Here is a 19,701-nt window from a genome sequence, read left to right as displayed (position 1 = left end):
TTCCGCTGTCCGGAAGGTGGTCCACACCTCTGGGGTGCTCCACCCACCGTCACCCGGGAGGACGACGATCTCGCGCTGGGTTACTCCGAACCGGGGACCCCGACGTCAGGCTCACAGGGCGATTCATGCCCCCGGACGAGGGAAAACGCGGTGCCGGCCGTTACGGCGCCCCACTGCTGTGCGCGATGCACGCCACGTCGATCCGGTCGGCCAGCTTCGCCAGCTCGATCGTCAGCGCCGCGACCGTGTCCTCGTCCAGTCTCTGCTCCCCGGCCTCGACGAGATGCAGCCACCGCGCGCCCACGGTCCGCAACAACTTACTCACGTCGGCCGCGGAGACCTGCAGCACACCGCGGTCGTCGACGATCAGAGGCAGGGTCACTTCGCGGTTCACAAAACGGGATGGTAGCCGCGTGGCGCTCACGCACCCTGCCAAACCGTGGTGATGTTGCAGAACTCCCGGATTCCGTGCCCGGACAGCTCACGCCCGTACCCCGACCGCTTCACCCCGCCGAACGGGAACGCCGGGTGGGAGGCGGTCATCCCGTTGACGTACACGGCGCCGGCCTCCAGGTCCCGCGCGAACCGCTCCACCTCGTTCTCGTCCCGCGTCCACACGTTCGAACTCAGTCCGAAGGGCGTGTCGTTGGCGATCAGCACCGCCTCGTCCAGGTCGTCCGCCCGGTACAGCGTGGCGACCGGTCCGAACGCCTCCTCGCGGTGGATGCGCATCTCGCGGGTGATGCCGGCGAGGACGGTCGGCGGGTAGTACCAGCCCGGCCCGTCCGGCCGCTGTCCGCCGCAGAGCACCTGGGCACCGCTCCGCCGGGCGTCGTCCACCAGCTCCTCCAGGTCGTCGCGCCCCTGCTCGCTGGCGAGCGGCCCGATCTCGGTGTCCTCCGCCAGCGGGTCGCCGATCCTGAGGGCCCGCATGCCCGCGACGAACTTCTCGGCGAAGGCGTCGTAGACGTCGGTGTGCACGATGAAGCGCTTGGCGGCGATGCAGGACTGCCCGTTGTTCTGCACCCGCGCGGTCACCGCGACCTCGGCCGCCCGGTCCACGTCGGCGGAGGGCATCACGACGTAGGGATCGCTGCCGCCCAGCTCCAGCACCGTCTTCTTGACCATCTGCCCGGCGGTGGAGGCGACCGCCCGGCCCGCGGGCTCGCTGCCGGTCAGGGTGGCCGCCTTCACGCGTTCGTCGCGCAGGACGTCGTCCACCGCGCCCGAGCCGATCAGCAGCGTCTGGAAGCAGCCCTCCGGGAAGCCCGCCCGGTGGAACAGGTCCTCCAGGTACAGCGCGGTCTGCGGGACGTTGGAGGCGTGCTTGAGCAGACCCACGTTGCCCGCCATCAGCGCCGGTGCGGCGAACCGGACCACCTGCCACAGGGGGAAGTTCCACGGCATCACGGCGAGCACCGGGCCGAGCGGCCGGTAGCGGACCCTGACCCGGGAGGCGCCGGAGTCGCTCACGTCGGACTCGGCCGGCTCCTCGTCGGCCAGCAGCCCCTCGGCGCGCTCCGCGTACCAGCGCATCGCCTTGGCGCACTTCGCGGCCTCCGCGCGGGCCTGCGTGACCGGCTTGCCCATCTCGGTGGTCATGATCCGGCCGATCTCCTGCCGGTCCTCGTCCAGCAGGTCGGCGGCCTTGGCCAGCAGCCGGGCGCGGTCGGCGAAGGAGGTCGTCCGGTACGTGCGGAAGGTGGCCTCGGCGAGTTCGAGCCGGCGTTCCAGCTCGTCCTCGTCCATCGGCTCGTACGTCTTGAGTGTCTCGCCGTTCGCCGGGTTCACCGTCGCGATGGGCATGGCTGGCCTCCCTGGGAGCGGGCTTGTCTCGACCTTCGCGCGCGGCCCGGCAGGACGCAACGCGACAGGCGCTCGGGTGTTTCAGCCCGAGTGCTCCGCCAGCCGGTCGAGAAACGCCGCCTGGGCCGTGACGATCACCGCACGGGCCCGGTCCAGACCGAACCACGCCACCCGGTCCAGCTCCGGGAACTCCCGCGTCCGGCCGGAGCGCGGCGGCCACTCCATGGTGAACGTCCCCGGGGTGATCGTCTCCGGGTCGAGGTCCGCCGCCACCGCCCAGGCCGTGACGATCTTGCCGTTGCGCTGCACGACCTCGCCCAGCGGTACGGCCTCCCCGTCGGGCGGCGCCAGCCCCAGCTCCTCCCGGAACTCCCGCCGGGCCGCCTCCCAGGCGGGCTCGGCCGGGTCGTACTCGCCCTTCGGCACGGTCCAGGCGCCCGCGTCCTTCTTCGCCCAGAGCGGGCCGCCCATGTGGCCGAGCAATACCTCCAGTCCCTGAGCGGTGTGCCGGAACAACAGCAGTCCCGCACTGCGCTTCGTCGTCCGCACCGTCACGGCGTGACCTCCGGGTGGGCTGCCAGCAGGGCCTCCACGGTATCGGCCTCCTCCGGGCGCTTGTCCTCGCGGTAGCGGACCACGCGGGCGAAGCGGAGGGTGACACCGGCCGGGTAGCGGGTGGAGCGCTGGAGTCCGTCGTAGGCGATCTCCACGACGAGCTCGGGGCGGACCCGGACCACCCAGCCGTCGTCCTCGACCGCCAGCTCCTGGAGCCGCTCGGTCTGCCAGGCGAGCATCGCGTCGGTCATGCCCTTGAAGGTCTTGCCGAGCATCGCGAAGCCGCCGTCCGGGGTGCGGGCGCCGAGGTGGAGGTTGGACAGCTTGCCGGTGCGGCGGCCGTGACCCCACTCGGCGGCCAGCACCACGAGGTCGAGGGTGTGCACGGGCTTGACCTTCAGCCAGGAGGCGCCGCGCCGGCCCGCGCTGTAGGGCGCGTCCAGCGCCTTGACCACCACGCCCTCGTGGCCCCGGACCAGGGTCTCGGCGAGGAACCGCTCCGCCTCCCCGATGTCCGCCGGGCCCGAGGCCACCGTGCGCCTGACCCGCATCGGCTCGGGCACCAGCCGGGCCAGTTCCGCGTGCCGCTCGGCGAACGGCAGGTCGAGCAGGTCGCGGCCGTCGACGGAGAGGGCGTCGAAGAAGACGGGGGAGACCGGGACCTCCCCGGCCGCCTTCACCACATCGGTCCGGGAGCCCACCCGGCCCGCCGTCTCCTGGAAGGAGCGGGGCCGGCCCGTCGCGTCGAAGGAGATCACCTCCCCGTCCAGGATGAACCGATCGCCCCGCAAGTCCCGCGCGGCCGCGGTCACTTCGGGCAGCCGGTCGGTGATGTCGTCCAGCGTGCGGGTGTGCACCCGCACGGTGTCGCCGTCCCGGTGCACCTGGACCCGGATGCCGTCCAGCTTCTCCTCCACCGCGCAGGCGCCCAGCTTCTCCACCGCATCCGCGACCGAGGAGGCGCTGTGCGCCAGCATCGGCAGCACCGGCCGGCCCACGGTGAGCCGGAACCGCTCCAGCGCCGCGGGTCCCTCGCCCAGCAGGGCCCCGGCCACCGTCTGCAGCGAGCCCGCGAGCATCACGGCCCGCCGTACGTCCGCCGGGTCCGCGCCGGTCGCCCGGGCGAGGCCCTCCACCGCGACCGCGTCCAGGGCGCCCTGCCGGACCTCGCCGGTGAGCAGGCCGAGCAGGAACCGCTGCTCCTCCTCGGTCGCCGCGCCCATCAGCTCGCCGACGATCCGGGCCCGCTCCGTCTGGGAACCGGGTCCGGACACCTTGCCCAGCTCGGTGAGCCGGGCGTCGACCTCCCGCACGGTCAGGGAGGGCTCGCCGGCCGGCGGCACCCGGCGGCCCAGCACCTTCCAGCCGACGCCGAGCCGGCCCTGCGGCAGCCGTCCGGCCAGATAGGGGATGACGATCGGCACGTCGTCCGGCTCCGCGTCCCGGAACAACTCCGCGAGCAGCGCGGTCTTCCGGGACCGGGCCGCTGTCGCGGCGACCTCCCGGGACACCTGGGCCAGCCGGGTCAGCAGCATGCAGCCCATAGTGCATCAGTCCTCCGCCGGATGCCCGGCTCCTCGCGTCCGGGTGCGCCGTGGCCGGCCGCACACGGTCCCCGAGCCCTTCAGGGGGCGCTTCGGCCGAGGTCGGCCATCGGCAGCTCCCCGTTGATCGCCGCGCCCGCCCGGTGACCCCGGCCGGCCGCGTCGGCCACCTGTTCCGCGAAACCGCTCACGTTGCCCGCCGCCCACAGGCCCGGCACGCTCGTCGGCCCGTTCGTCGGTCACCGGGTAGCTGCCGAACGGGGTGTCGCGCGCGCCCCCACGCCCAGCCGGACCAGCGGGTCGTCGCGGGGGGACGGCGCGCGGGGCGCGTACGGGACCTCGCGGGCGTGGACCCTGCCGCCGGCCGGCCGCACCCCGGTGGGCCGGTCGGCGGTGACCACGAGCCCCGTCACCTCGCCGGGGACGGCCGTGACTCCGGCGGCGGCCGGCCGGCGCAGGTCCCGGACCGTCAGCTTCACTCGCTCACCTCGTGCAGGAACAGGCGTACGTCCTTCGACCACCGGGTGACCACCAGGGCCTGGTGCACGCTGAACGCGGAGGCGGCGAGGACGCCGGCCGGCAGGTCGCGGGACTCCCGGCCGTGGCAGTACGGGCAGTGCGGCACGTCCCGGCCGAACCGCTCGGCGAGCCCCGGGCCGGCGACGGCTCGTCCTTCAGCCCGGTGGCGACCACCAGCTGCCGGGCCCGCACGGTCCGACCGCCCGCGAGCACGACGTGAGATCCCCGCCCCGTCCCCGGTGGCGTCCACCACCCGGTCCCGGACCGGTTCCACCCCGTACCGGGCGATCTCCTCCCGTCCGACGGCCGGGAACTCGGCCGGGCACATGCCGTCCCGGGAGAGATGCCCCTCCCTGCGTGTGCGGCCGGCGCGTTGCGCGGCTCGCCCGCGTCGACGACCAGGGTGCGGCGCCGCGCCCCGCCCCGCCCAGGACCAGCGTGGCGGACAGGCCGGCGGCGACGACAACTTCGTGCCCGGTGTCCTCGGCCATGAGGCGACGGTCGCCCCTCTGCTGCGGGATTGACAAACGTATTTGCCGTTCCTGCAATAGGAGCCATGAGCACAGACGACGTACTGGCGGACGTGGGTCCGAGACTGCGCCGCATCCGCAAGGACCGGGAGGTCACCCTGGCCGCGCTGTCCGAGGCCACCGGCATCTCCGTGAGCACCCTGTCCCGGCTGGAGTCCGGCCTGCGCAGGCCCAGCCTGGAACTGCTGCTGCCGATCGCCCAGGCCCACCGGGTGCCGCTGGACGAACTGGTCGGGGCGCCGCCGGTCGGCGACCCGCGGGTGCGGGCCAAGCCGATCGAGCGGCAGGGGCGCACCATGTACCCGCTGACCCGCCAGCCGGGCGGGCTCCAGGCCTACAAGGTGATCGAGCCGCGACGGACCATGGAGCCCGATCCGCGGACGCACGAGGGGTACGAGTGGCTGTACGTCCTCTCCGGGCGGTTGCGGCTCGTGCTCGGGCAGCACGACGTCGTGCTGGCGGCGGGCGAGGCGGCCGAGTTCGACACGCGGGTGCCGCACTGGTTCGGGTCGACGGGGGAGGGGCCGGTGGAGTTCCTCAGCCTGTTCGGTCCGCAGGGCGAGCGGATGCACGTACGGGCGCGGCCCGCCCGCACGTGACCCACGCGACTGTTCCCCGATCGACAAGCGACCGCTTAGTATGCGAGGGACCCCGGTCCGGCGAAGCAGTCGCGTGGAGGCACCGCATGCAGGCATGGCAAGTGCACGAGAACGGCGAGCCGAGCGAGGTGATGCGGCTCCGCGACGTCGAGCGGCCCACGCCCGGAGACGGCCAGGTCCTGCTCAGGGTGCGCGCCGCCAACGTCAACTTCCCGGACGCGCTGCTGTGCCGGGGCCAGTACCAGATCCGGCCCCCGCTGCCCTTCACCCCCGGCGTGGAGATCTGCGGCGAGACCGAGGACGGCCGCCGGGTGATCGCCAACCCCGCGCTGCCCCACGGCGGCTTCGCCGAGTACGCCCTCGCCGACGCCCGGGCCCTGCTGCCCGCGCCCCAGGCCCTGGACGACGCCGAGGCCGCCGCCCTGCACATCGGCTACCAGACGGGCTGGTTCGGCCTGCACCGCCGGGCCCGCCTGGAAGCGGGGGAGACCCTGCTCGTGCACGCCGCGGCCGGAGGCGTCGGCAGCGCCGCCGTCCAGCTCGGCAAGGCGGCCGGCGCCACGGTCATCGGCGTCGTCGGCGGCGCGCGGAAGGCCGCCGTCGCCCGGGAGCTGGGCTGCGACGTGGTCATCGACCGGCGCGCCGAGGACGTCGTCGCCGCCGTGAAGGAGGCCACCGGCGGACGCGGAGCCGACGTCGTCTACGACCCCGTCGGCGGTGACGCCTACACCCAGTCCGCCAAGGTGGTCGCCTTCGAGGGCCGGATCGTCGTCGTCGGCTTCGCCGGCGGCACCATCCCCAGCCCGGCCCTCAACCACGCCCTGGTGAAGAACTACTCGATCCTCGGCCTGCACTGGGGCCTGTACAACACCAAGAACCCCGGGCTCGTCCGGCACTGTCACGAGCAGCTCACCGAACTGGCCGCCCGGGGCGCCGTCAAGCCGCTGGTGAGCGAGCGCGTCCCGCTGAAGGGAGCCGCGGACGCCGTGCAGAAGGTGGCGGACGGCCTGTCCACCGGCCGGATCGCCGTACTCACGGAGGAGGCAGCATGACCGACGCCGACGAACTGCGCCGCCGCACCCGCGAGCTGCTCGCGCAGGCCCCGCCCGCGAGCACCGGCCGCCTGGACTTCCTCCGCGCCCGCTTCGACGCGGGCCTCGCCTGGGTGCACTACCCGGAGGGCCTCGGCGGCCTCGGCGCCCCGCGCTCGCTCCAGGCCGTGGTGGACGCCGAGCTGGAGGCCGCCGGTGCCCCCGACAACGACCCCCGGCGCATCGGCATCGGTCTCGGCATGGCCGCGCCGACGATCCTGAAGTACGGCACCGAGGAGCAGAAGCGGCGCTATCTGCGGCCGCTGTGGACCGGGGAGGAGGTCTGGTGCCAGCTGTTCAGCGAACCCGGCGCCGGATCCGACCTGGCCGCGCTCGGCACCCGGGCGGTACGGGACGGGGACGGCTGGACCGTCAACGGGCAGAAGGTGTGGACCTCCAGCGCCCACCTCGCCCGCTGGGCGATCCTCATCGCCCGCACCGACCCGGACGTGCCCAAGCACCAGGGCATCACCTACTTCGTCTGCGACATGACCGACCCCGGCGTCGAGGTCCGGCCGCTGCGCCAGATCACCGGCGAGGCGGAGTTCAACGAGGTCTTCCTCACCGACGTCCGCATCCCCGACGACCGCCGGCTCGGCGAGGTCGGCGACGGCTGGCGGGTCGCGCAGACCACGCTGAACAACGAACGCGTCGCCATCGGAGGCATGGCCCTGCCCCGCGAGGGCGGCATGATCGGCCCGGTCGCCGCGACCTGGCGCGAACGCCCCGAGCTGCGCACCCACGAGCTGCACCAGCGGCTGCTGAAGCTGTGGGTCGAGGCCGAGGTCGCCCGCCTCACCGGCGAACGCCTGCGCCAGCAGCTCGCCCTCGGCCAGCCCGGTCCCGAGGGTGCCGGCATGAAGCTCGGCTTCGCCCGCCTCAACCAGGAGATCAGCGGCCTGGAGGTCGAACTCCTCGGTGAGGAGGGCCTGTTGTACGAAGACTGGACCATGCGCCGCCCCGAGCTGGTCGACTTCACCGGACGCGACGCCGGATACCGGTATCTGCGCTCCAAGGGCAACAGCATCGAGGGCGGGACCAGCGAGGTCCTGCTGAACATCGTCGCCGAGCGCGTCCTGGGCCTGCCCGCCGAGCCGCGCACCGACAAGGACGTCGCCTGGAAGGACCTCGCCCGATGACGGATCTGCTGTACTCCGAGGAGGAAGAGGCGCTGCGGGCCGCCGTCCGCGACCTGCTCACGGACCACTGCGCGGCGGCCGACGTGATCGCCCGCGGCGAGTCCGACACCCCGCACGACCTCGCCCTGTGGAAGCTGCTCGCCGAGGGCATGGGCCTGGCCGGGCTGCTGGTGCCCGAGGAGCAGGGCGGCCAGGGCGCGACCCACCGCGAGGCCGCCGTCGTCCTGGAGGAACTGGGGCGGGCGGTCGCTCCCGTGCCGTACCTGACCAGCGCGGTCGTGGCCACCGAGGCCCTGCTCGCCTGCGACGAGCGGGAGCTGCTGGGCCGACTGGCCTCCGGGCGCACCATCGGCGCGCTCGCGGTCGCCCTGCACACGGCCCCGGGCGCCGGCGCCAAGGCCGTGCGCGTGGACGACGGCCGCCTGCACGGCGAGCTGACCGGCATCGCGGACGCGGCCGTCGCCGACGTGCTGCTCGTCCCGGCCGACGACGGCGGCCTGTACGCCGTCACCGCCGACGCCGTGACCGTCACCCCGCAGGTCTCCCTGGACCTGACCCGCCCGTTGGCGACCGTACGGCTGGAGGGGGCCGCGGGCCGCCGGGTCGGCGACGCCGAGCCCGCCGTACGCCGGGCCCTGCGCACCGCCGCCGGGCTGCTCGCCTCCGAGCAACTGGGCGTGGCCGAATGGGCGTTGACGGAGACGGTCCGGTACCTGAAGGAGCGCAAGCAGTTCAACCGGCCGGTCGGCGGCTTCCAGGCACTCAAGCACCGGCTCGCCCAGCTCTGGCTGGAGGTGGTCAACCTCCGGGCCGCCGCCCGCGCCGCGGCCGACGCGCTCACCACCGGCGAGGACACGGAGGTCTCGGTCGCCGTCGCGCAGGCGTACGCGGCGCCCGTGGCCGTCCACGTCACCGAGGAGGCGCTCCAGCTCCACGGCGGGATCGGCATGACCTGGGAACACCCGGTCCACCTGTATCTGAAGCGGGCCAAGGCGGACTCGATCGCCCACGGCACGGCGGGTGCCCACCGTGAGGCGCTGGCCGCGCTGGTCGACCTCCAGGGACCCTGACTCCCGCGTCCACAGGTGAACAGAGGGACAACTCCCCGCCGGACGGGGCCGATCGGTGGTGTGCCGCACGCATACTTCCCTCGGCCCCGTCCGGCATCTCCCAGGGAGGCAGTGCATGCCCCTCACCACCGGCCGCAACGCACCCGCCACGCCCCGCAGCACCCCCATCACCCGTCGCAGCGCCCTCACCGGCCTCGGCGCCGCCCTCGTCGGCAGCCTCGCCCTGCCCGCGCGGGGCGCGTCGGCCGGGGAGCGGACGCGCCGTCCGCGTCCGCTGTGGCACGCCCACGCCCACAACGACTACGCGCACCCGCGGCCCCTCCACGACGCCCTCGACCACCGCTTCGGCAGCGTGGAAGCCGACGTCTTCCTCGTCGGCGACCAACTCCTCGTCGGCCACGAGGCGTCCGGCCTCGACCCGTCCCGGACCCTCGCATCCCTCTATCTGGAACCCCTCGCCGCCCGCGTCAGGGCCCAGCACGGCTCGGTCTACCGAGGCGCGCGCCGGCCGCTGCAACTCCTCGTCGACATCAAGACCGAGGGCTCCTCGACGTACCGCGCGCTCGACCGCCACCTGCGCCGCCACCCCCACCTGTTCACCCGGTACGCGCACGGCCGTGTGCACCCCGGTCCGGTCACCGTCGTCGTCTCCGGCGACCGGGCGGCCCGCGCCCCGATGGAGGCGCAGTCCGAACGCCGCGCCTTCCACGACGGCCGGCTCGGCGACCTCGGCGGCCCCGCCCCGGCCTCCCTCATCCCGCTGATCAGCGACAACTGGACGCAGAACTTCGGCTGGACCGGCACGGGCACCTTCCCGGACGCCGAACGGCAGCGGCTGCGCGGCATCACCGCCGCCGCCCACGCGCGTGGACGGCGCGTCCGGTTCTGGGCCACCCCCGACACCGCCGGCCCGGCCCGGGACGCGCTGTGGAGCGAACTGCTCGCCGCGGGGGTCGACCACCTCAACACCGACGACCTCGCCGGCCTGGAGGCCTTCCTCGACGCCCACCCCTCCGCGTAAGACCACACGATCGGAGGACATGTCAGCAGCCCGGACGAACCCCCCTCTACGCCACACTTGCGGCCGAACGCCGCACACGGGGCGTGGCGGAGGAGGGTTCCGATGGTCGTTTCCATCTCTGTGGTGCTGCTGCTTCTGACCCTGGCCGTGATCTTCATTCGGAACTGCTCGCTGAAGATCTCCCATGCCCTGGTCTGCCTGCTGCTGGGCTTCTACCTGGCCTGCACCAGCGTGGCGCCCACCATCCACAGCGGGCTGACCGCGACAGCCGAGCTGGTCAGCAGCCTGCGGCCCTGAGGCACCGGGTGCGTCACTCGGCGGAGAAGACGCCGATGCCGTTGGGCACCGGGCGTTCGGCGCCGCCGCTCGGGTGGTTGCGCACCGTCACGGCGGAGTCGCCGGTGCCACGGGTGACCAGCTCCGTCGAGCCGCCGCCGTCGAGGTTGAAGGCGTCGGTGGCCCCCAACGACCGCATGGTCTCCGCCTCCTCCGCGACGGTCAGTCCGGTGCGGTAGGCGGCGGAACCGTCCAGCGCCAGGAGCAGCAGCCGCCGGCCGCCGTCCTTGAAGCCGACGACCGTGCGCACCGCCGACGTCCTGCCGTCCAGGCCGGACAGCACGCTGCCGTCGCGCAGGATCGGGAAGCCGCCGATCGCGAACGAGTACGGCACCCCCGACGCGGCCGCCACCAGGGAGTGCGTGACGTCCACCCGGTCGCCGACCGACAGCTTGCGCAGCTTCCGCGCGCCCTCCTCCCGGCCCAGCAGTACCGTCGTGTCCGCCGGGATCGTGCCGCTGCCGGGGGCGTCGGAGGCGGAGACCACCCGGCCGCCGCGCACCTTCACCTCGTAGGTGTCGCTGCTGCACGGCGCCGACCGCTGGGTGTCGGTGCCGCACACGGCCCGGACCCGGGAGGCGCTGCCCCAGCGGGCGGTGAAGGCGCCGACGGAGTCCACCGGGAGGGCGTACTGGTTGAGGCCCTTCAGCGGCAGCTTCCCGTCCGGTGTGCCCACCGAACCGGAGAGGGTGAGGCGGTCCAGACGGGCCCGCCGGTCGGTGCCCACACCCAGCACGTCCCGGGTGCTGGTGCCCGGGGGCAGGGCGGGACCGAACCGCTGGCCCTTCGGCACCGCCGCCTTGAGCACCTGCCCGTCCGCCACGGCCGGCCCGACGGAGGCGCCGGTGGCCTGCACGCCCGGATGCTGCGTCTCGCTGATGTCGAAGAAGTCCCCGTTCACCCCGGCGACCGCCCCCGCCGAGTCCGCCATCCGGGAGACCGTCGCCCGGGCCGCCACCGCGTCCGGGTACAGCAGGTCGACGCTGACGTGCGAGTCGGAAAGGTCCACCGTGACCAGGTGGGCGCGGGTCTTCCCCGCCGCCGCCGTGAGGTCGAAGTGCCGGTAGGTGACGCCCGGCGCGAGCCGCCTGCCCGCGGGTGCGGCACCGGCCGGTGCCGCACCCGCCAGGGCCGTCCCGGTCAGCACACCGAACGCCGTGGCCACCGTGAGAACCGCTCTGCCCGCTGCCGAACGCCTGCGACGTCTGGTCACCGTGCCCCCTGATGTCTCGTCAACCGTCCTGTTCGCAGGGGCAGTGGACCAGAATCGGGCGGCGAGGGGGCCGACTAGGCGTCGACGACGCGAGAACGGGTGAGAAAACGCACCCCCTCGGGTGCTTCCAGTGAGAAACCGCTGCCACGTCCCGGAACGACGTCCACGATCAGCCGGGTGTGGCTCCACGCCTGGTACTGGCTGCGCGACATCCAGAACGTGACGGGCTCCGGCACACCCGCCACCGTCAGCTCCGCCAGCAGCACGTCCGAGCCGCCGGTGCGGAACTCGCCGTCCGGGTAGCACATCGGGGCGCTGCCGTCGCAGCAGCCGCCGGACTGGTGGAACATCAGCGGCCCGTGCTCGCTACGCAGTCGGCACACCAGTTCGGCGGCCTCGGGGGTGAGCTCGACGCGCGGGATCTCCTCTTCCATGGCACCGTCCTGGACAGCCGGGGGTCGGTCCGCTCCAGTCTCACGGATGGTCACGAACCCGTCCAGAACGCCTCCCTGCCCGGCCGGGCACGCTCCCGGGTCCGAGGGCGGGGACAATGGAGGCGTGAACCACGCCTTCCCGTTCCCGCCCGAGCCGTACTTCGTCCCCGCCGGTGAGTACCCCCTGTGGGAGGAGGCGCTGGCCGTGGTCGGCCGGGACCTGGCGGCCGCCCTGCCCGGGCAGAGCCCGCTGCGCCTCCTCGCCTACCCGGCCGAGGGCGACGAACCCGAACAGGTCTACGTCGCGCTGGCGAACGGCGACGCGCACGGCAACTCCCTGGAGCCGGCCCGCTCGGCCGCCGAAGCGCTGCCGGCCGTCGCCGAGGCCGCCCAGGACACGGTCCTGGAGTGCCTGTGGCAGGTGTGGCCGGTCTGCACCCTGCACGGGCTCGGGATGCACGTGGCGGAGGAGGCCGGGCGCGCGGTGTGGAGGTGCGCCGGCGGAGGCGCCCCGGGGGAACCGGCCCATGTCCGGGCGGCGGTGGGGGAGCTGGACACGGTGCAGCGGCCCCGGCGCCCGGACCGCGAGCGCCGCACGGACCGCACACCGCGCCGGGCCGGCTGATCCCGGGGCCGGAGCCTGCTGCGATCATCGGGGGATGCGAGAGTTCGACGAGCTGACCCAGGTGGACGATCCCGCCTGGCCCCACCTGCAGCAGGCGTTCACGGCCGCCGCCGTACCCGTCCGGGTGCTGCCCGCCGACCCCGACGAGGGGCGCCGCTGCCTGCTCCGGCTCCAGGTCACCACGCGGTCGGTGCTCGGCGCGCTCACCCTGCACTGCGGCGGCCTCGTCCTGGACGACGGCTGGCTGCGGGTGTACGGCGCCGGCTCCTCGGCCGTCGGACTGCCGAGCCTCGGGCGGGTCAACGGCTTCCCCGACGCGTCCGACGCCCCCTGGCACCCGGCGGCCGGGCTCGTCGTCGGCCATGACGTGCTCGGCGGAGTGTTCTGCCTCAACGGCTCCGACCCCGCGGGCAGCGGCCGCCCCGGCGCTCCCGGGCAGCTCACCTACTTCGCGCCCGACACCCTGGCCTGGGAGGCGCTGGACATCGGCCACTCGGCATGGATCGACTGGCTGCTGTCCGGCGGGACGGAGCGGTTCTACGCGGGCCTGCGCTGGCCGGGCTGGCGTGCGGAGACGGCGGCCCTGCACCTGTCCCAGGGCATCAGCGTCGTCCCGTTCCTGTGGTCCGAGGAGGCCCACGAGGATCTCGCCGCCACCAGCAGACGGGCCGTCCCGCTGCGGGAAGTGGTGGGCGTGTCCGCCGACTTCGCCCGACAGCTCGGCCCGGCGGAGCCCGGGTTCCTCGGGTCCCTCGGGCCCCTCGGCGAGGGCTGACCGGCCCGCAGGGGCCGGCCGCCGGTGACAGGCCGGCACGGGCTCGCCGTCAGCCGGTCGCCGCGGGCGCGGAGTCCGTGCCGGCGCATCGCGGCAGGCCCACCGTGACGGCCTCACGGACCTGGCCGAGGATCCGCCGTGGGCGCCGGCCCCCGAGCGGGCGGGGCTGCCGGCGCCGCTCACGCCGGTGACGGGGCGGGGCAGGCGCCGGGCGGCGGAGCGCGGCGCGCTCTCAGTCCGAGGAGTCGCGGCGCCCGCGGCGGGCGCGGAGGGCCTCCGGGAGCAGCGGCAGCAGCGACACCACGATCACCACGGCCACCAGCGGCAGCAGGTAGTCGTCGATGTGCGGGACCGAGGCGCCCAGCGTGTATCCGGCGAGCACCAGCGTCTGCGACCACAGCACCCCGCCGACCGTCTGCCAGAGGGTGAAGACCCGGGCGGGCACGCCCAGGGCGCCCGCGACCGGGTGCAGCACCGTGCGCAGCAACGGTACGAACCGGCCGATCACCAGCGCCTTGCCGTAGCCGTAGCGCGACAGCAGCCGCTCCGCCCGCGCCACCGCGTGCCGCACCCGGTCGCCGGAGGAGCGCGCGAGCAGCGCCCGGCCGCCGTGGCGTCCGATGAGATACCCCGCCTGGCCGCCCGCCACCGCCCCGACCGCGGCGCACAGCAGCACCTGCCACAGCGCCAGCCGCGGCGGCTGCTGGGCACTGCCCGCGCACAGCACCCCGGCCGGGAACAGCAGCGTGTCACCGGGCAGGAAGAAGCCCACGACCAGCAGGCCCGACTCTGCGAAGACCACCGCCAGGACGCCCAGCGCGCCGAAGGCGGCGAGCACCGAGGCACTGTCCATCGGGTTGACGGCGAGCACCGGCCGAACCTCCTGGCCTCCTCAGGGGACCTGTCCGCTCCCAGCATCGCGTGCCGCGTCCCTCCGTGCGCGCCGCCCGGTCGGACGAGGCCCGCCCGCGCCGGGTCGGCACCCGAACCGGAACGCAGCGTCCTGCCGGTCGGTGACCGTGGAGATCGGGTCGATCCGCGGACGTGGTCGGAGTGGCGCAGGTAGCCGGTGGGGTTGTTGTGACTACGAAACGACGACCCGCTCGCGTCCGCGAGGCCCGCCGTGCGCTGGAAGGCCGCGTTCCGCCGCGAACGTGGACGTGCCGTCGTCGACGTCCGGGCGGAGCCGGTAGTCGTCGTGGCGCAGGTAGCGGGTCGGGTGGCCGACCGACCAGGCGCGGCGAGGCCGGCCGAAGACCGCGATGCCCTCCTCGAAGACGACACTGCCGGCCCGCCCGGTCGACGTCGAGCGCCGTGCCGCCCGGCAGGGCCACGGTCCCCGCGCAGTGGGTGCGCGGCCTCCACGGCCGCAGGGTTCCGCCCTCCCGCGGGCGACGGCGGCCACTTCCGCCCGTTCCCGGGAACCGACTCCTCCACACCGACAGGCATCCGGCCGGGCAATACCCTCCCGGCCGGACGCCCCTCGGTCGCCGTAGCTGATTTCGTCCGCACCTGGTCCGGATCTTCATGCGTGATCTGTGGTGGCGGCGTGCGAGTCCTGCGGTACGACGCAGCACAGGCTGTAGAGACCGTCCAGGGGCGTCTACGCCAGTTCAGTGCGGGCCTGGGGGGATTACAGGTCGGAGTCGGGAGAGTCTGCCCGGTTGTCGCGATGGTGGGTCGCGCTGGGAGGCGAGGCCGGCTCTAGGCAGAGGCCCGACGATGTACGGCCTCCAGGGACGGAGTGGTCAGGCCGCCAGTGACGACGACGGCCGTGACCAGGCGAACCTCATCTTCCCGCGAGTAGCCCGAGATGCGGTCGTGCTCGGCGCGGGGACCGAAAGGGTGCAGGGGACCTGCCAACTGTCCTCTTCCCCAGGGGCCTTGTCAGTGCTTCGGTCTAGCCTTCGGCCATGCGACCGCCTCTCGAAAACGTTCTCCGCAAGACCCTCGTACAGAATCTGGAGCTGATCGAGCCGGGGCTCCGACCGGTTCAGTTCGAGGAGTACCCGCTGCCCAACGCACACGGCACCAGGGGCAGCATCGACATCCTGGCCCGTGATCGCCATCAGATGTGGGTGGTCATCGAGCTGAAGCGGTCTCGGTCCAGCGCGCGGCAAGCCCTGCACGAGGTCAACAAGTACACCGAGCTTCTCTGCCGGGAGAGGAACCTCGCGCCGGACCGCATTCGTGCGGTGATCGTCGCCATGCCGGATGACTGGGAGGAACTCCTGATCGCCGTCAGTCACGCCGCGCGTGACTGGAGTCATGATCTTCGCGGATACCGACTGTTCTTGGACAACAACGGCACCCCCATCGGGACTGAGCGGGTGGAACTCCTGCCCCGGGCGTTTGAACCTCGCATCACCCCCATCCACAACCTGTTCTTCTTCGCCACGGAGGAACAGCGGGAGCAGGGCTGGAGGATCATCAGCAAAGCCGCGGACGAGCTGGGGGCGCTCGACCTGTTGGCGGCAGATCTGGACCGCGTAGCGGAGAAGCACTACATCCCTGCGCCTTTCGGCCTGTACCTGGCGATCGGCCGAGTGAACGAGGAACTCGCCGCAGTGGATCTCCTGGGTGGTTACGACGGGCCTGAGCCGTTCGCTGACGAGCACCAGGCGGAGTACCTGGCCCTCTGCGAGATCTGCAACCGCCTTGCGCGCAGCAAGCTGCAGGGAATGAACATGGAGTCCGCACGCCCAGGGCTGTTGAAGAATCTCCGTGACGACCCCAACTGGGCCATTCAAGGCTTCCGAGGTACCGGCGCCTACGACGCCACAGCCGCCTTCGAAGAGCAGGACCTGTTCCGCTTCCTCACCGGGGACGAACGAGGAGACAGTCAGATCCTGTACACAGGCACCGCGAGCCCGCAGGTAGCCAGCCGTTGGAAGGCGTTCCGGCAGGAGGCTCGGCAGAGCCTGGTCGGCAATCACGAGTGGGATTCGTTGGTGGCCGGCTGGCTCGACGAAGTGGGCCCGAAGGTTGGTGAGGGAGACGTCGGACTGCACATCTACAACCCCTGTGACCTCCTGCAAACAATCATCCATGGGTGGCCAGACGGCCTGGACAATCTCCTGCCCATGGTCGTGGGCGAAGCCGTACCCCGCCACGGCCTACGCCACTCGGTACGTGGCGCCCTGTGTTGGAACGGCCGAGGCATGTCGTTGCGCGATGCGGTACGGCTCGTGTACCGCGATCCGCTGGTCCTGATGAGCAACATGTACGCGGGGGCCGTGTGGGAACGTGATCGAGAGCTCTTGGATCTCCTGGGGCTGCACTACGTGCTCCTGGAAAAGATCGGACCCGTTGGGTCCGAGGCGACGGTGGCCGAAGAGCACCGCATCTGGATACATCAAGATCAGGATGCTCGCGTCTACTCCTCGGACACGGATCCTCGTGGGTACGCACAGGCGTACGCAACCATTGCGGCTGATGGCGAGATCGTCTCGATCGGGCAGTACCTCAACAGGCATTCCCACGAGGTGGAGCTGGTGGCCCGGGAGTACCGCGCCTTCACTCATGTCGTCTAAGACGCCGCTTCTGATGGCGTGATCGTTCGTTGAGCAGCACATGGCGGATCTGATCGAGCGGTTGGTTCGGGCGAGTTGTGGGTGTTGTTCCGGGTCAGGCTGCGCCCGGCGCGGCTGCCGCCGGTGTTCGGGCCGGCCCGGCCCGCCATCTGCCGGGGCTTCGCCCGCTGGAGTCAGGCCCGGGGTGTGGGCCAGGCTCCACCGGGTCGTCCTCGACGAACTCGGTGCGCGGGGCGAGCTGGTCCGGTCGCGGTGCGCGATCGATTCGGTCAGCGTACGGGCGGCAAAGGAGGCCCTTGACCGGACCTCATCCGACCGACCGTGGTGAGGGCGGATCGAAAATCCGCCTTACCCGGACCGGGACGGCGTGCCGCTGTCGCATGGCATCTCCGGCGTGAACATGCATGACAGTGACGACGATCTCTCTCTGCTTGACCGACGGCCAGCGGTCAGCCATCGGCACCGCAACTTCGCTGCTACAGGAGCAACTCACGTGATAAGTCTCTGATGTTGTTCTCTTTCTCTGTTCGTCTCAGTCGCTGAAGCAACCTGAGTATCCGCCCTGACTGACCCGCTGACGTGAGGAGCCCGCACCGTGCCACCCACCCTCTACCGCGACACGGGGTACACCCTTCGGCACCTGCTAGAGGACATCGAGGGTGGAAGGATCGGGCTTCCCGACATTCAGCGGCCGTTCGTCTGGTCCGCGACGAAGACCCGCGATCTCTTCGATTCGATGTACCGCGGCTACCCGATCGGCACCCTGATGTTCTGGGAGACCGGAGCCGAGGTGGGGACCCGGCAGATCGGGACGGGAACGGGCGACCGGGCGCCCCAACGGCTGGTCGTGGACGGGCAGCAGCGGCTTACCGCATTGTTCGCCGTACTCACCGGGCGCAAGGTCGTCAACAAGTCCTTCGACGAGGTCACGCTGCGGATCGCCTTCCACCCGCAGGACCAGACGTTCGAGGTAACGGACGCGGCAATCGAGCGGGACACCGCCTACATCCCGGACATCACCAAACTCTGGGCCCCAGGTGGCCACCGTGGCACCGTCCGGGAGTTCTTCCACCGGCTCGAACAGGCCGCAGGCGAGCCTCTGCCGACCACGACGAGGGACGAGCTGGAGGAGCGGATTGACCGTGTCCGGGGCCTGCACGACTTCCGTTTCCAGGTGGTGGAGTTGGACGCCGCAGCCGACGAAGAGCAGGTCGCGGAGATCTTCGTACGTATCAACTTCCAGGGAGTGAAGCTCAACCAGTCCGACTTCATTCTCACCTTGATGTCGGTGCACTGGGAGAAGGGCCGACGTCAACTGGAGGACTTCTGCCGGGCCGCGGTGGTCGCGGGACTTCCCGGACCGAATCCGCGCAACCCGTTCCTGGACCCCAGCCCGGACCAGCTTCTGCGCGTCGCTGTCGCCGTGGCCTTCCGGCGTGCCCGGCTCCAGCATGTTTACAACGTGCTGCGAGGCAAGGATTTTGAGACCGGAAAGGTCTCAGCCGAGCGGCGCCAGGAACAGTTCGAAAGGCTGGCGCAGGCGCAGACGCAGGTCCTCGATCTGACCAGCTGGCACGAGTTCTTCCAGTGCATCACCGCGGCCGGCTTCCGTAGCCGCAAGATGATCACCTCTGACACCGCCCTGCTGTACAGCTATGCGCTGTGGCTGATCGGACTGCACGACTTCGGGCTGTCGGCGGAAGAACTGCGTCCAATCATCGCGCGCTGGTTCTTCATGGTGCACACTACCGGCCGTTACTCCAACTCCCCCGAGTCGCAGATGGAGTTTGATCTGGGTCGGATCGGCGGCCTGCCGCAGGGTGACGGCCAGGCGTTCGCCGCAGAGCTCGCCCGGATCATCTCCGCGCACTTCACCGGTGACTACTGGGACATCTCCCTGCCGAACAGGCTCGACAGCTCATCGTCGTACTCCCCGGTGGTGTTCGCCTACCAGGCTGCGTTGAACATCCTGGACGCCGAGTTGCTCTGCGGCGACCAGCACATCCGCGACTTGATGGATCCGGCGGCCAGGCCCGCCCGGAAGGTTCCCCGGGACCGTCTGTTCTGCTCCGAGACCCTTGCGGGTCTTGGTATCACCGACAAACGCCAGGTCAACGCCATCGCCAACATGGCATATGTGACGTGGCCGGCAAGCGAGAAAGGCAACACCGACGCACCTCACGTCTACTGGCCCAGGATCACCGAGGCGATGGACCCGGAGGTGGTCAGGCGGCAGGCCCTGTGGCACGCGCTGCCGGTCGGCTGGGAGCAGCTCGACTACACGGCCTTTCTGGAACGACGCCGCCAGCTGATCGCCCAAGTGGTACGGGAGGCGTTTGAGACGCTCAGCGCGGACCGACCAGCGTACGTGCCCACCGCCGCGGCCGATCTGATCGCCGCCGGTGAGTCCCAGAGCACCGAGTTCAAGGCGAGTGCCCGCTGGAACGTTCACACCGGGGAGTACGACAAGTCCCTGCAGCACAATCTCGTCAAGACGGTCTGCGGCTTCCTCAACGGGGAGGGCGGCAACCTGTTCGTCGGCGTCGGTGACGACGGGACCGTCCTGGGGATCGAGAACGATCTGTCCACCCTGCCGAAGCAGGCTGACCCCGATGGCTACGAACTGTTCGTACGCCAAGTCCTCGATGACAACCTGTCGACCCCGACCGCGACCACCGTGCGGATCAGTTTTCCCGAGGTGGCCGGCCGTGTCGTCTGCCGGGTCAGCGTGGCCGCGGCCGGCAAGGCCGTGTTCGCCAGGCCCGCCAAAGGCGGCACTGCGGCCACCGACTTCTGGGTCCGGGTCGGTAACGCCACCAAGCAGCTGCATGGTGAGGGTCTCCTGCAGTACCGGGAGGAGCACTGGGGGTGATCGAAGAGGACCTACCTTGAAACAACCCGCGAGCATGCC

Annotated in this window: 17 protein-coding genes and 3 pseudogenes; 11 read left to right on the top strand and 9 right to left on the bottom strand. The window is 71.9% G+C overall.

The window, feature by feature from the left end; translation table 11 throughout:
* Positions 1-160: 160 nt before the first annotated feature.
* From ACZ4VF_RS15630 to ACZ4VF_RS15610, 5 genes and pseudogenes are all read right to left on the bottom strand, one after another.
* On the bottom strand, positions 161-394 hold the full coding sequence (locus ACZ4VF_RS15630; RefSeq protein ID WP_356148676.1) for a DUF6213 family protein: 234 nt from the start codon (positions 392-394) through the stop codon (positions 161-163).
* A gap of 26 nt (positions 395-420) precedes the next feature.
* Positions 421-1,806 (bottom strand): NADP-dependent succinic semialdehyde dehydrogenase, encoded by a 1,386-nt coding sequence (locus tag ACZ4VF_RS15625; protein WP_467926332.1) that lies wholly within the window; start codon positions 1,804-1,806, stop codon positions 421-423.
* 81 nt (positions 1,807-1,887) lie between these two features.
* Positions 1,888-2,361, bottom strand: a complete 474-nt coding sequence (locus ACZ4VF_RS15620) for an NUDIX hydrolase (protein ID WP_467926331.1) — start codon at positions 2,359-2,361, stop codon at positions 1,888-1,890.
* Positions 2,358-3,896, bottom strand: a complete 1,539-nt coding sequence (locus ACZ4VF_RS15615) for an ATP-dependent DNA ligase (protein WP_467926329.1) — start codon at positions 3,894-3,896, stop codon at positions 2,358-2,360. Before ACZ4VF_RS15615 ends, ACZ4VF_RS15620 begins: the two co-directional genes overlap by 4 nt.
* A gap of 89 nt (positions 3,897-3,985) precedes the next feature.
* Positions 3,986-4,915 (bottom strand): annotated as a pseudogene (locus ACZ4VF_RS15610) (NAD(P)/FAD-dependent oxidoreductase).
* A 65-nt stretch (positions 4,916-4,980) separates the two neighbouring features.
* Between ACZ4VF_RS15610 and ACZ4VF_RS15605 the strand changes: the two are divergent.
* The 6 genes from ACZ4VF_RS15605 to ACZ4VF_RS15580 all read left to right on the top strand — a co-directional run bounded on the left by ACZ4VF_RS15605 (position 4,981) and on the right by ACZ4VF_RS15580 (position 10,171).
* Positions 4,981-5,553, top strand: coding sequence for a helix-turn-helix domain-containing protein (locus ACZ4VF_RS15605; protein WP_467926328.1), 573 nt, complete (start codon positions 4,981-4,983; stop codon positions 5,551-5,553).
* A gap of 86 nt (positions 5,554-5,639) precedes the next feature.
* Positions 5,640-6,605, top strand: a complete 966-nt coding sequence (locus ACZ4VF_RS15600; RefSeq protein ID WP_467926326.1) for an NADPH:quinone oxidoreductase family protein — start codon at positions 5,640-5,642, stop codon at positions 6,603-6,605.
* The gene (locus ACZ4VF_RS15595; RefSeq protein WP_467926325.1) at positions 6,602-7,783 is read left to right on the top strand and encodes an acyl-CoA dehydrogenase family protein; all 1,182 of its coding nucleotides are present in this window, start codon (positions 6,602-6,604) and stop codon (positions 7,781-7,783) included. Before ACZ4VF_RS15600 ends, ACZ4VF_RS15595 begins: the two co-directional genes overlap by 4 nt.
* Positions 7,780-8,853 (top strand): acyl-CoA dehydrogenase family protein, encoded by a 1,074-nt coding sequence (locus ACZ4VF_RS15590; RefSeq protein WP_467926324.1) that lies wholly within the window; start codon positions 7,780-7,782, stop codon positions 8,851-8,853. The genes ACZ4VF_RS15595 and ACZ4VF_RS15590 overlap by 4 nt, the downstream gene beginning before the upstream one ends.
* Before the next feature lie 115 nt (positions 8,854-8,968).
* Complete coding sequence (locus tag ACZ4VF_RS15585) at positions 8,969-9,874, top strand: phosphatidylinositol-specific phospholipase C/glycerophosphodiester phosphodiesterase family protein (RefSeq protein WP_467926322.1); 906 nt, start codon at positions 8,969-8,971, stop codon at positions 9,872-9,874.
* Positions 9,875-9,976: 102 nt separating this feature from the next.
* The gene (locus tag ACZ4VF_RS15580) at positions 9,977-10,171 is read left to right on the top strand and encodes a hypothetical protein (RefSeq protein WP_467926321.1); all 195 of its coding nucleotides are present in this window, start codon (positions 9,977-9,979) and stop codon (positions 10,169-10,171) included.
* Positions 10,172-10,184: 13 nt separating this feature from the next.
* On the opposite strand, the gene ACZ4VF_RS15575 is transcribed toward ACZ4VF_RS15580, so the two are convergent.
* Positions 10,185-11,375: a phosphodiester glycosidase family protein gene (locus ACZ4VF_RS15575; RefSeq protein ID WP_467926320.1), complete on the bottom strand. Its 1,191-nt coding sequence runs from the start codon at positions 11,373-11,375 to the stop codon at positions 10,185-10,187.
* A gap of 122 nt (positions 11,376-11,497) precedes the next feature.
* Positions 11,498-11,857, bottom strand: coding sequence for a DUF779 domain-containing protein (locus ACZ4VF_RS15570; protein WP_467926318.1), 360 nt, complete (start codon positions 11,855-11,857; stop codon positions 11,498-11,500).
* Positions 11,858-11,981: 124 nt separating this feature from the next.
* Here ACZ4VF_RS15570 and ACZ4VF_RS15565 point away from each other — a divergent pair, with 124 nt between their 5' ends.
* Together ACZ4VF_RS15565 and ACZ4VF_RS15560 are read left to right on the top strand one after the other, a co-directional pair.
* The gene (locus ACZ4VF_RS15565; protein ID WP_467926317.1) at positions 11,982-12,482 is read left to right on the top strand and encodes a hypothetical protein; all 501 of its coding nucleotides are present in this window, start codon (positions 11,982-11,984) and stop codon (positions 12,480-12,482) included.
* Between the two features lie 34 nt (positions 12,483-12,516).
* Positions 12,517-13,257 (top strand): DUF2625 family protein, encoded by a 741-nt coding sequence (locus ACZ4VF_RS15560; RefSeq protein WP_467926316.1) that lies wholly within the window; start codon positions 12,517-12,519, stop codon positions 13,255-13,257.
* Between the two features lie 232 nt (positions 13,258-13,489).
* Here the strand turns inward: ACZ4VF_RS15560 and ACZ4VF_RS15555 are convergent, their stop codons facing one another.
* Both ACZ4VF_RS15555 and ACZ4VF_RS15550 read right to left on the bottom strand, forming a co-directional pair.
* A complete protein-coding gene (locus tag ACZ4VF_RS15555; protein ID WP_467926314.1) occupies positions 13,490-14,128 on the bottom strand; it encodes a DedA family protein in 639 nt (212 codons plus the stop codon).
* Between the two features lie 111 nt (positions 14,129-14,239).
* Positions 14,240-14,488 (bottom strand): annotated as a pseudogene (locus ACZ4VF_RS15550) (AbfB domain-containing protein); the annotation flags it as partial.
* A gap of 682 nt (positions 14,489-15,170) precedes the next feature.
* Between ACZ4VF_RS15550 and ACZ4VF_RS15545 the strand changes: the two are divergent.
* The 3 genes and pseudogenes from ACZ4VF_RS15545 to ACZ4VF_RS15535 all read left to right on the top strand — a co-directional run bounded on the left by ACZ4VF_RS15545 (position 15,171) and on the right by ACZ4VF_RS15535 (position 19,662).
* Positions 15,171-16,790: an endonuclease NucS domain-containing protein gene (locus ACZ4VF_RS15545; protein ID WP_467926313.1), complete on the top strand. Its 1,620-nt coding sequence runs from the start codon at positions 15,171-15,173 to the stop codon at positions 16,788-16,790.
* A 111-nt stretch (positions 16,791-16,901) separates the two neighbouring features.
* Positions 16,902-17,250 (top strand): annotated as a pseudogene (locus ACZ4VF_RS15540) (transposase family protein); the annotation flags it as partial.
* Between the two features lie 135 nt (positions 17,251-17,385).
* Positions 17,386-19,662, top strand: coding sequence for a GmrSD restriction endonuclease domain-containing protein (locus tag ACZ4VF_RS15535; protein WP_467926312.1), 2,277 nt, complete (start codon positions 17,386-17,388; stop codon positions 19,660-19,662).
* Positions 19,663-19,701 lie beyond the last annotated feature (39 nt).

The sequence above is a fragment of the Streptomyces sp. NPDC029151 genome (assembly GCF_055564315.1).
This window is presented reverse-complemented; position numbering and strand designations above follow the sequence as displayed.

What these genes read in the sequence shown, in the direction of transcription:
- ACZ4VF_RS15625 (WP_467926332.1), bottom strand. Translation starts at nt 1,806, where the DNA reads ATGCCCATCGCGACGGTGAACCCGGCGAACGGCGAGACACTCAAGACG.
- ACZ4VF_RS15615 (WP_467926329.1), bottom strand. Translation starts at nt 3,896, where the DNA reads ATGCTGCTGACCCGGCTGGCCCAGGTGTCCCGGGAGGTCGCCGCGACA.
- ACZ4VF_RS15605 (WP_467926328.1), top strand. Translation starts at nt 4,981, where the DNA reads ATGAGCACAGACGACGTACTGGCGGACGTGGGTCCGAGACTGCGCCGC.
- ACZ4VF_RS15600 (WP_467926326.1), top strand. Translation starts at nt 5,640, where the DNA reads ATGCAGGCATGGCAAGTGCACGAGAACGGCGAGCCGAGCGAGGTGATG.
- ACZ4VF_RS15595 (WP_467926325.1), top strand. Translation starts at nt 6,602, where the DNA reads ATGACCGACGCCGACGAACTGCGCCGCCGCACCCGCGAGCTGCTCGCG.
- ACZ4VF_RS15590 (WP_467926324.1), top strand. Translation starts at nt 7,780, where the DNA reads ATGACGGATCTGCTGTACTCCGAGGAGGAAGAGGCGCTGCGGGCCGCC.
- ACZ4VF_RS15585 (WP_467926322.1), top strand. Translation starts at nt 8,969, where the DNA reads ATGCCCCTCACCACCGGCCGCAACGCACCCGCCACGCCCCGCAGCACC.
- ACZ4VF_RS15580 (WP_467926321.1), top strand. Translation starts at nt 9,977, where the DNA reads ATGGTCGTTTCCATCTCTGTGGTGCTGCTGCTTCTGACCCTGGCCGTG.
- ACZ4VF_RS15570 (WP_467926318.1), bottom strand. Translation starts at nt 11,857, where the DNA reads ATGGAAGAGGAGATCCCGCGCGTCGAGCTCACCCCCGAGGCCGCCGAA.
- ACZ4VF_RS15560 (WP_467926316.1), top strand. Translation starts at nt 12,517, where the DNA reads ATGCGAGAGTTCGACGAGCTGACCCAGGTGGACGATCCCGCCTGGCCC.
- ACZ4VF_RS15545 (WP_467926313.1), top strand. Translation starts at nt 15,171, where the DNA reads ATGCGACCGCCTCTCGAAAACGTTCTCCGCAAGACCCTCGTACAGAAT.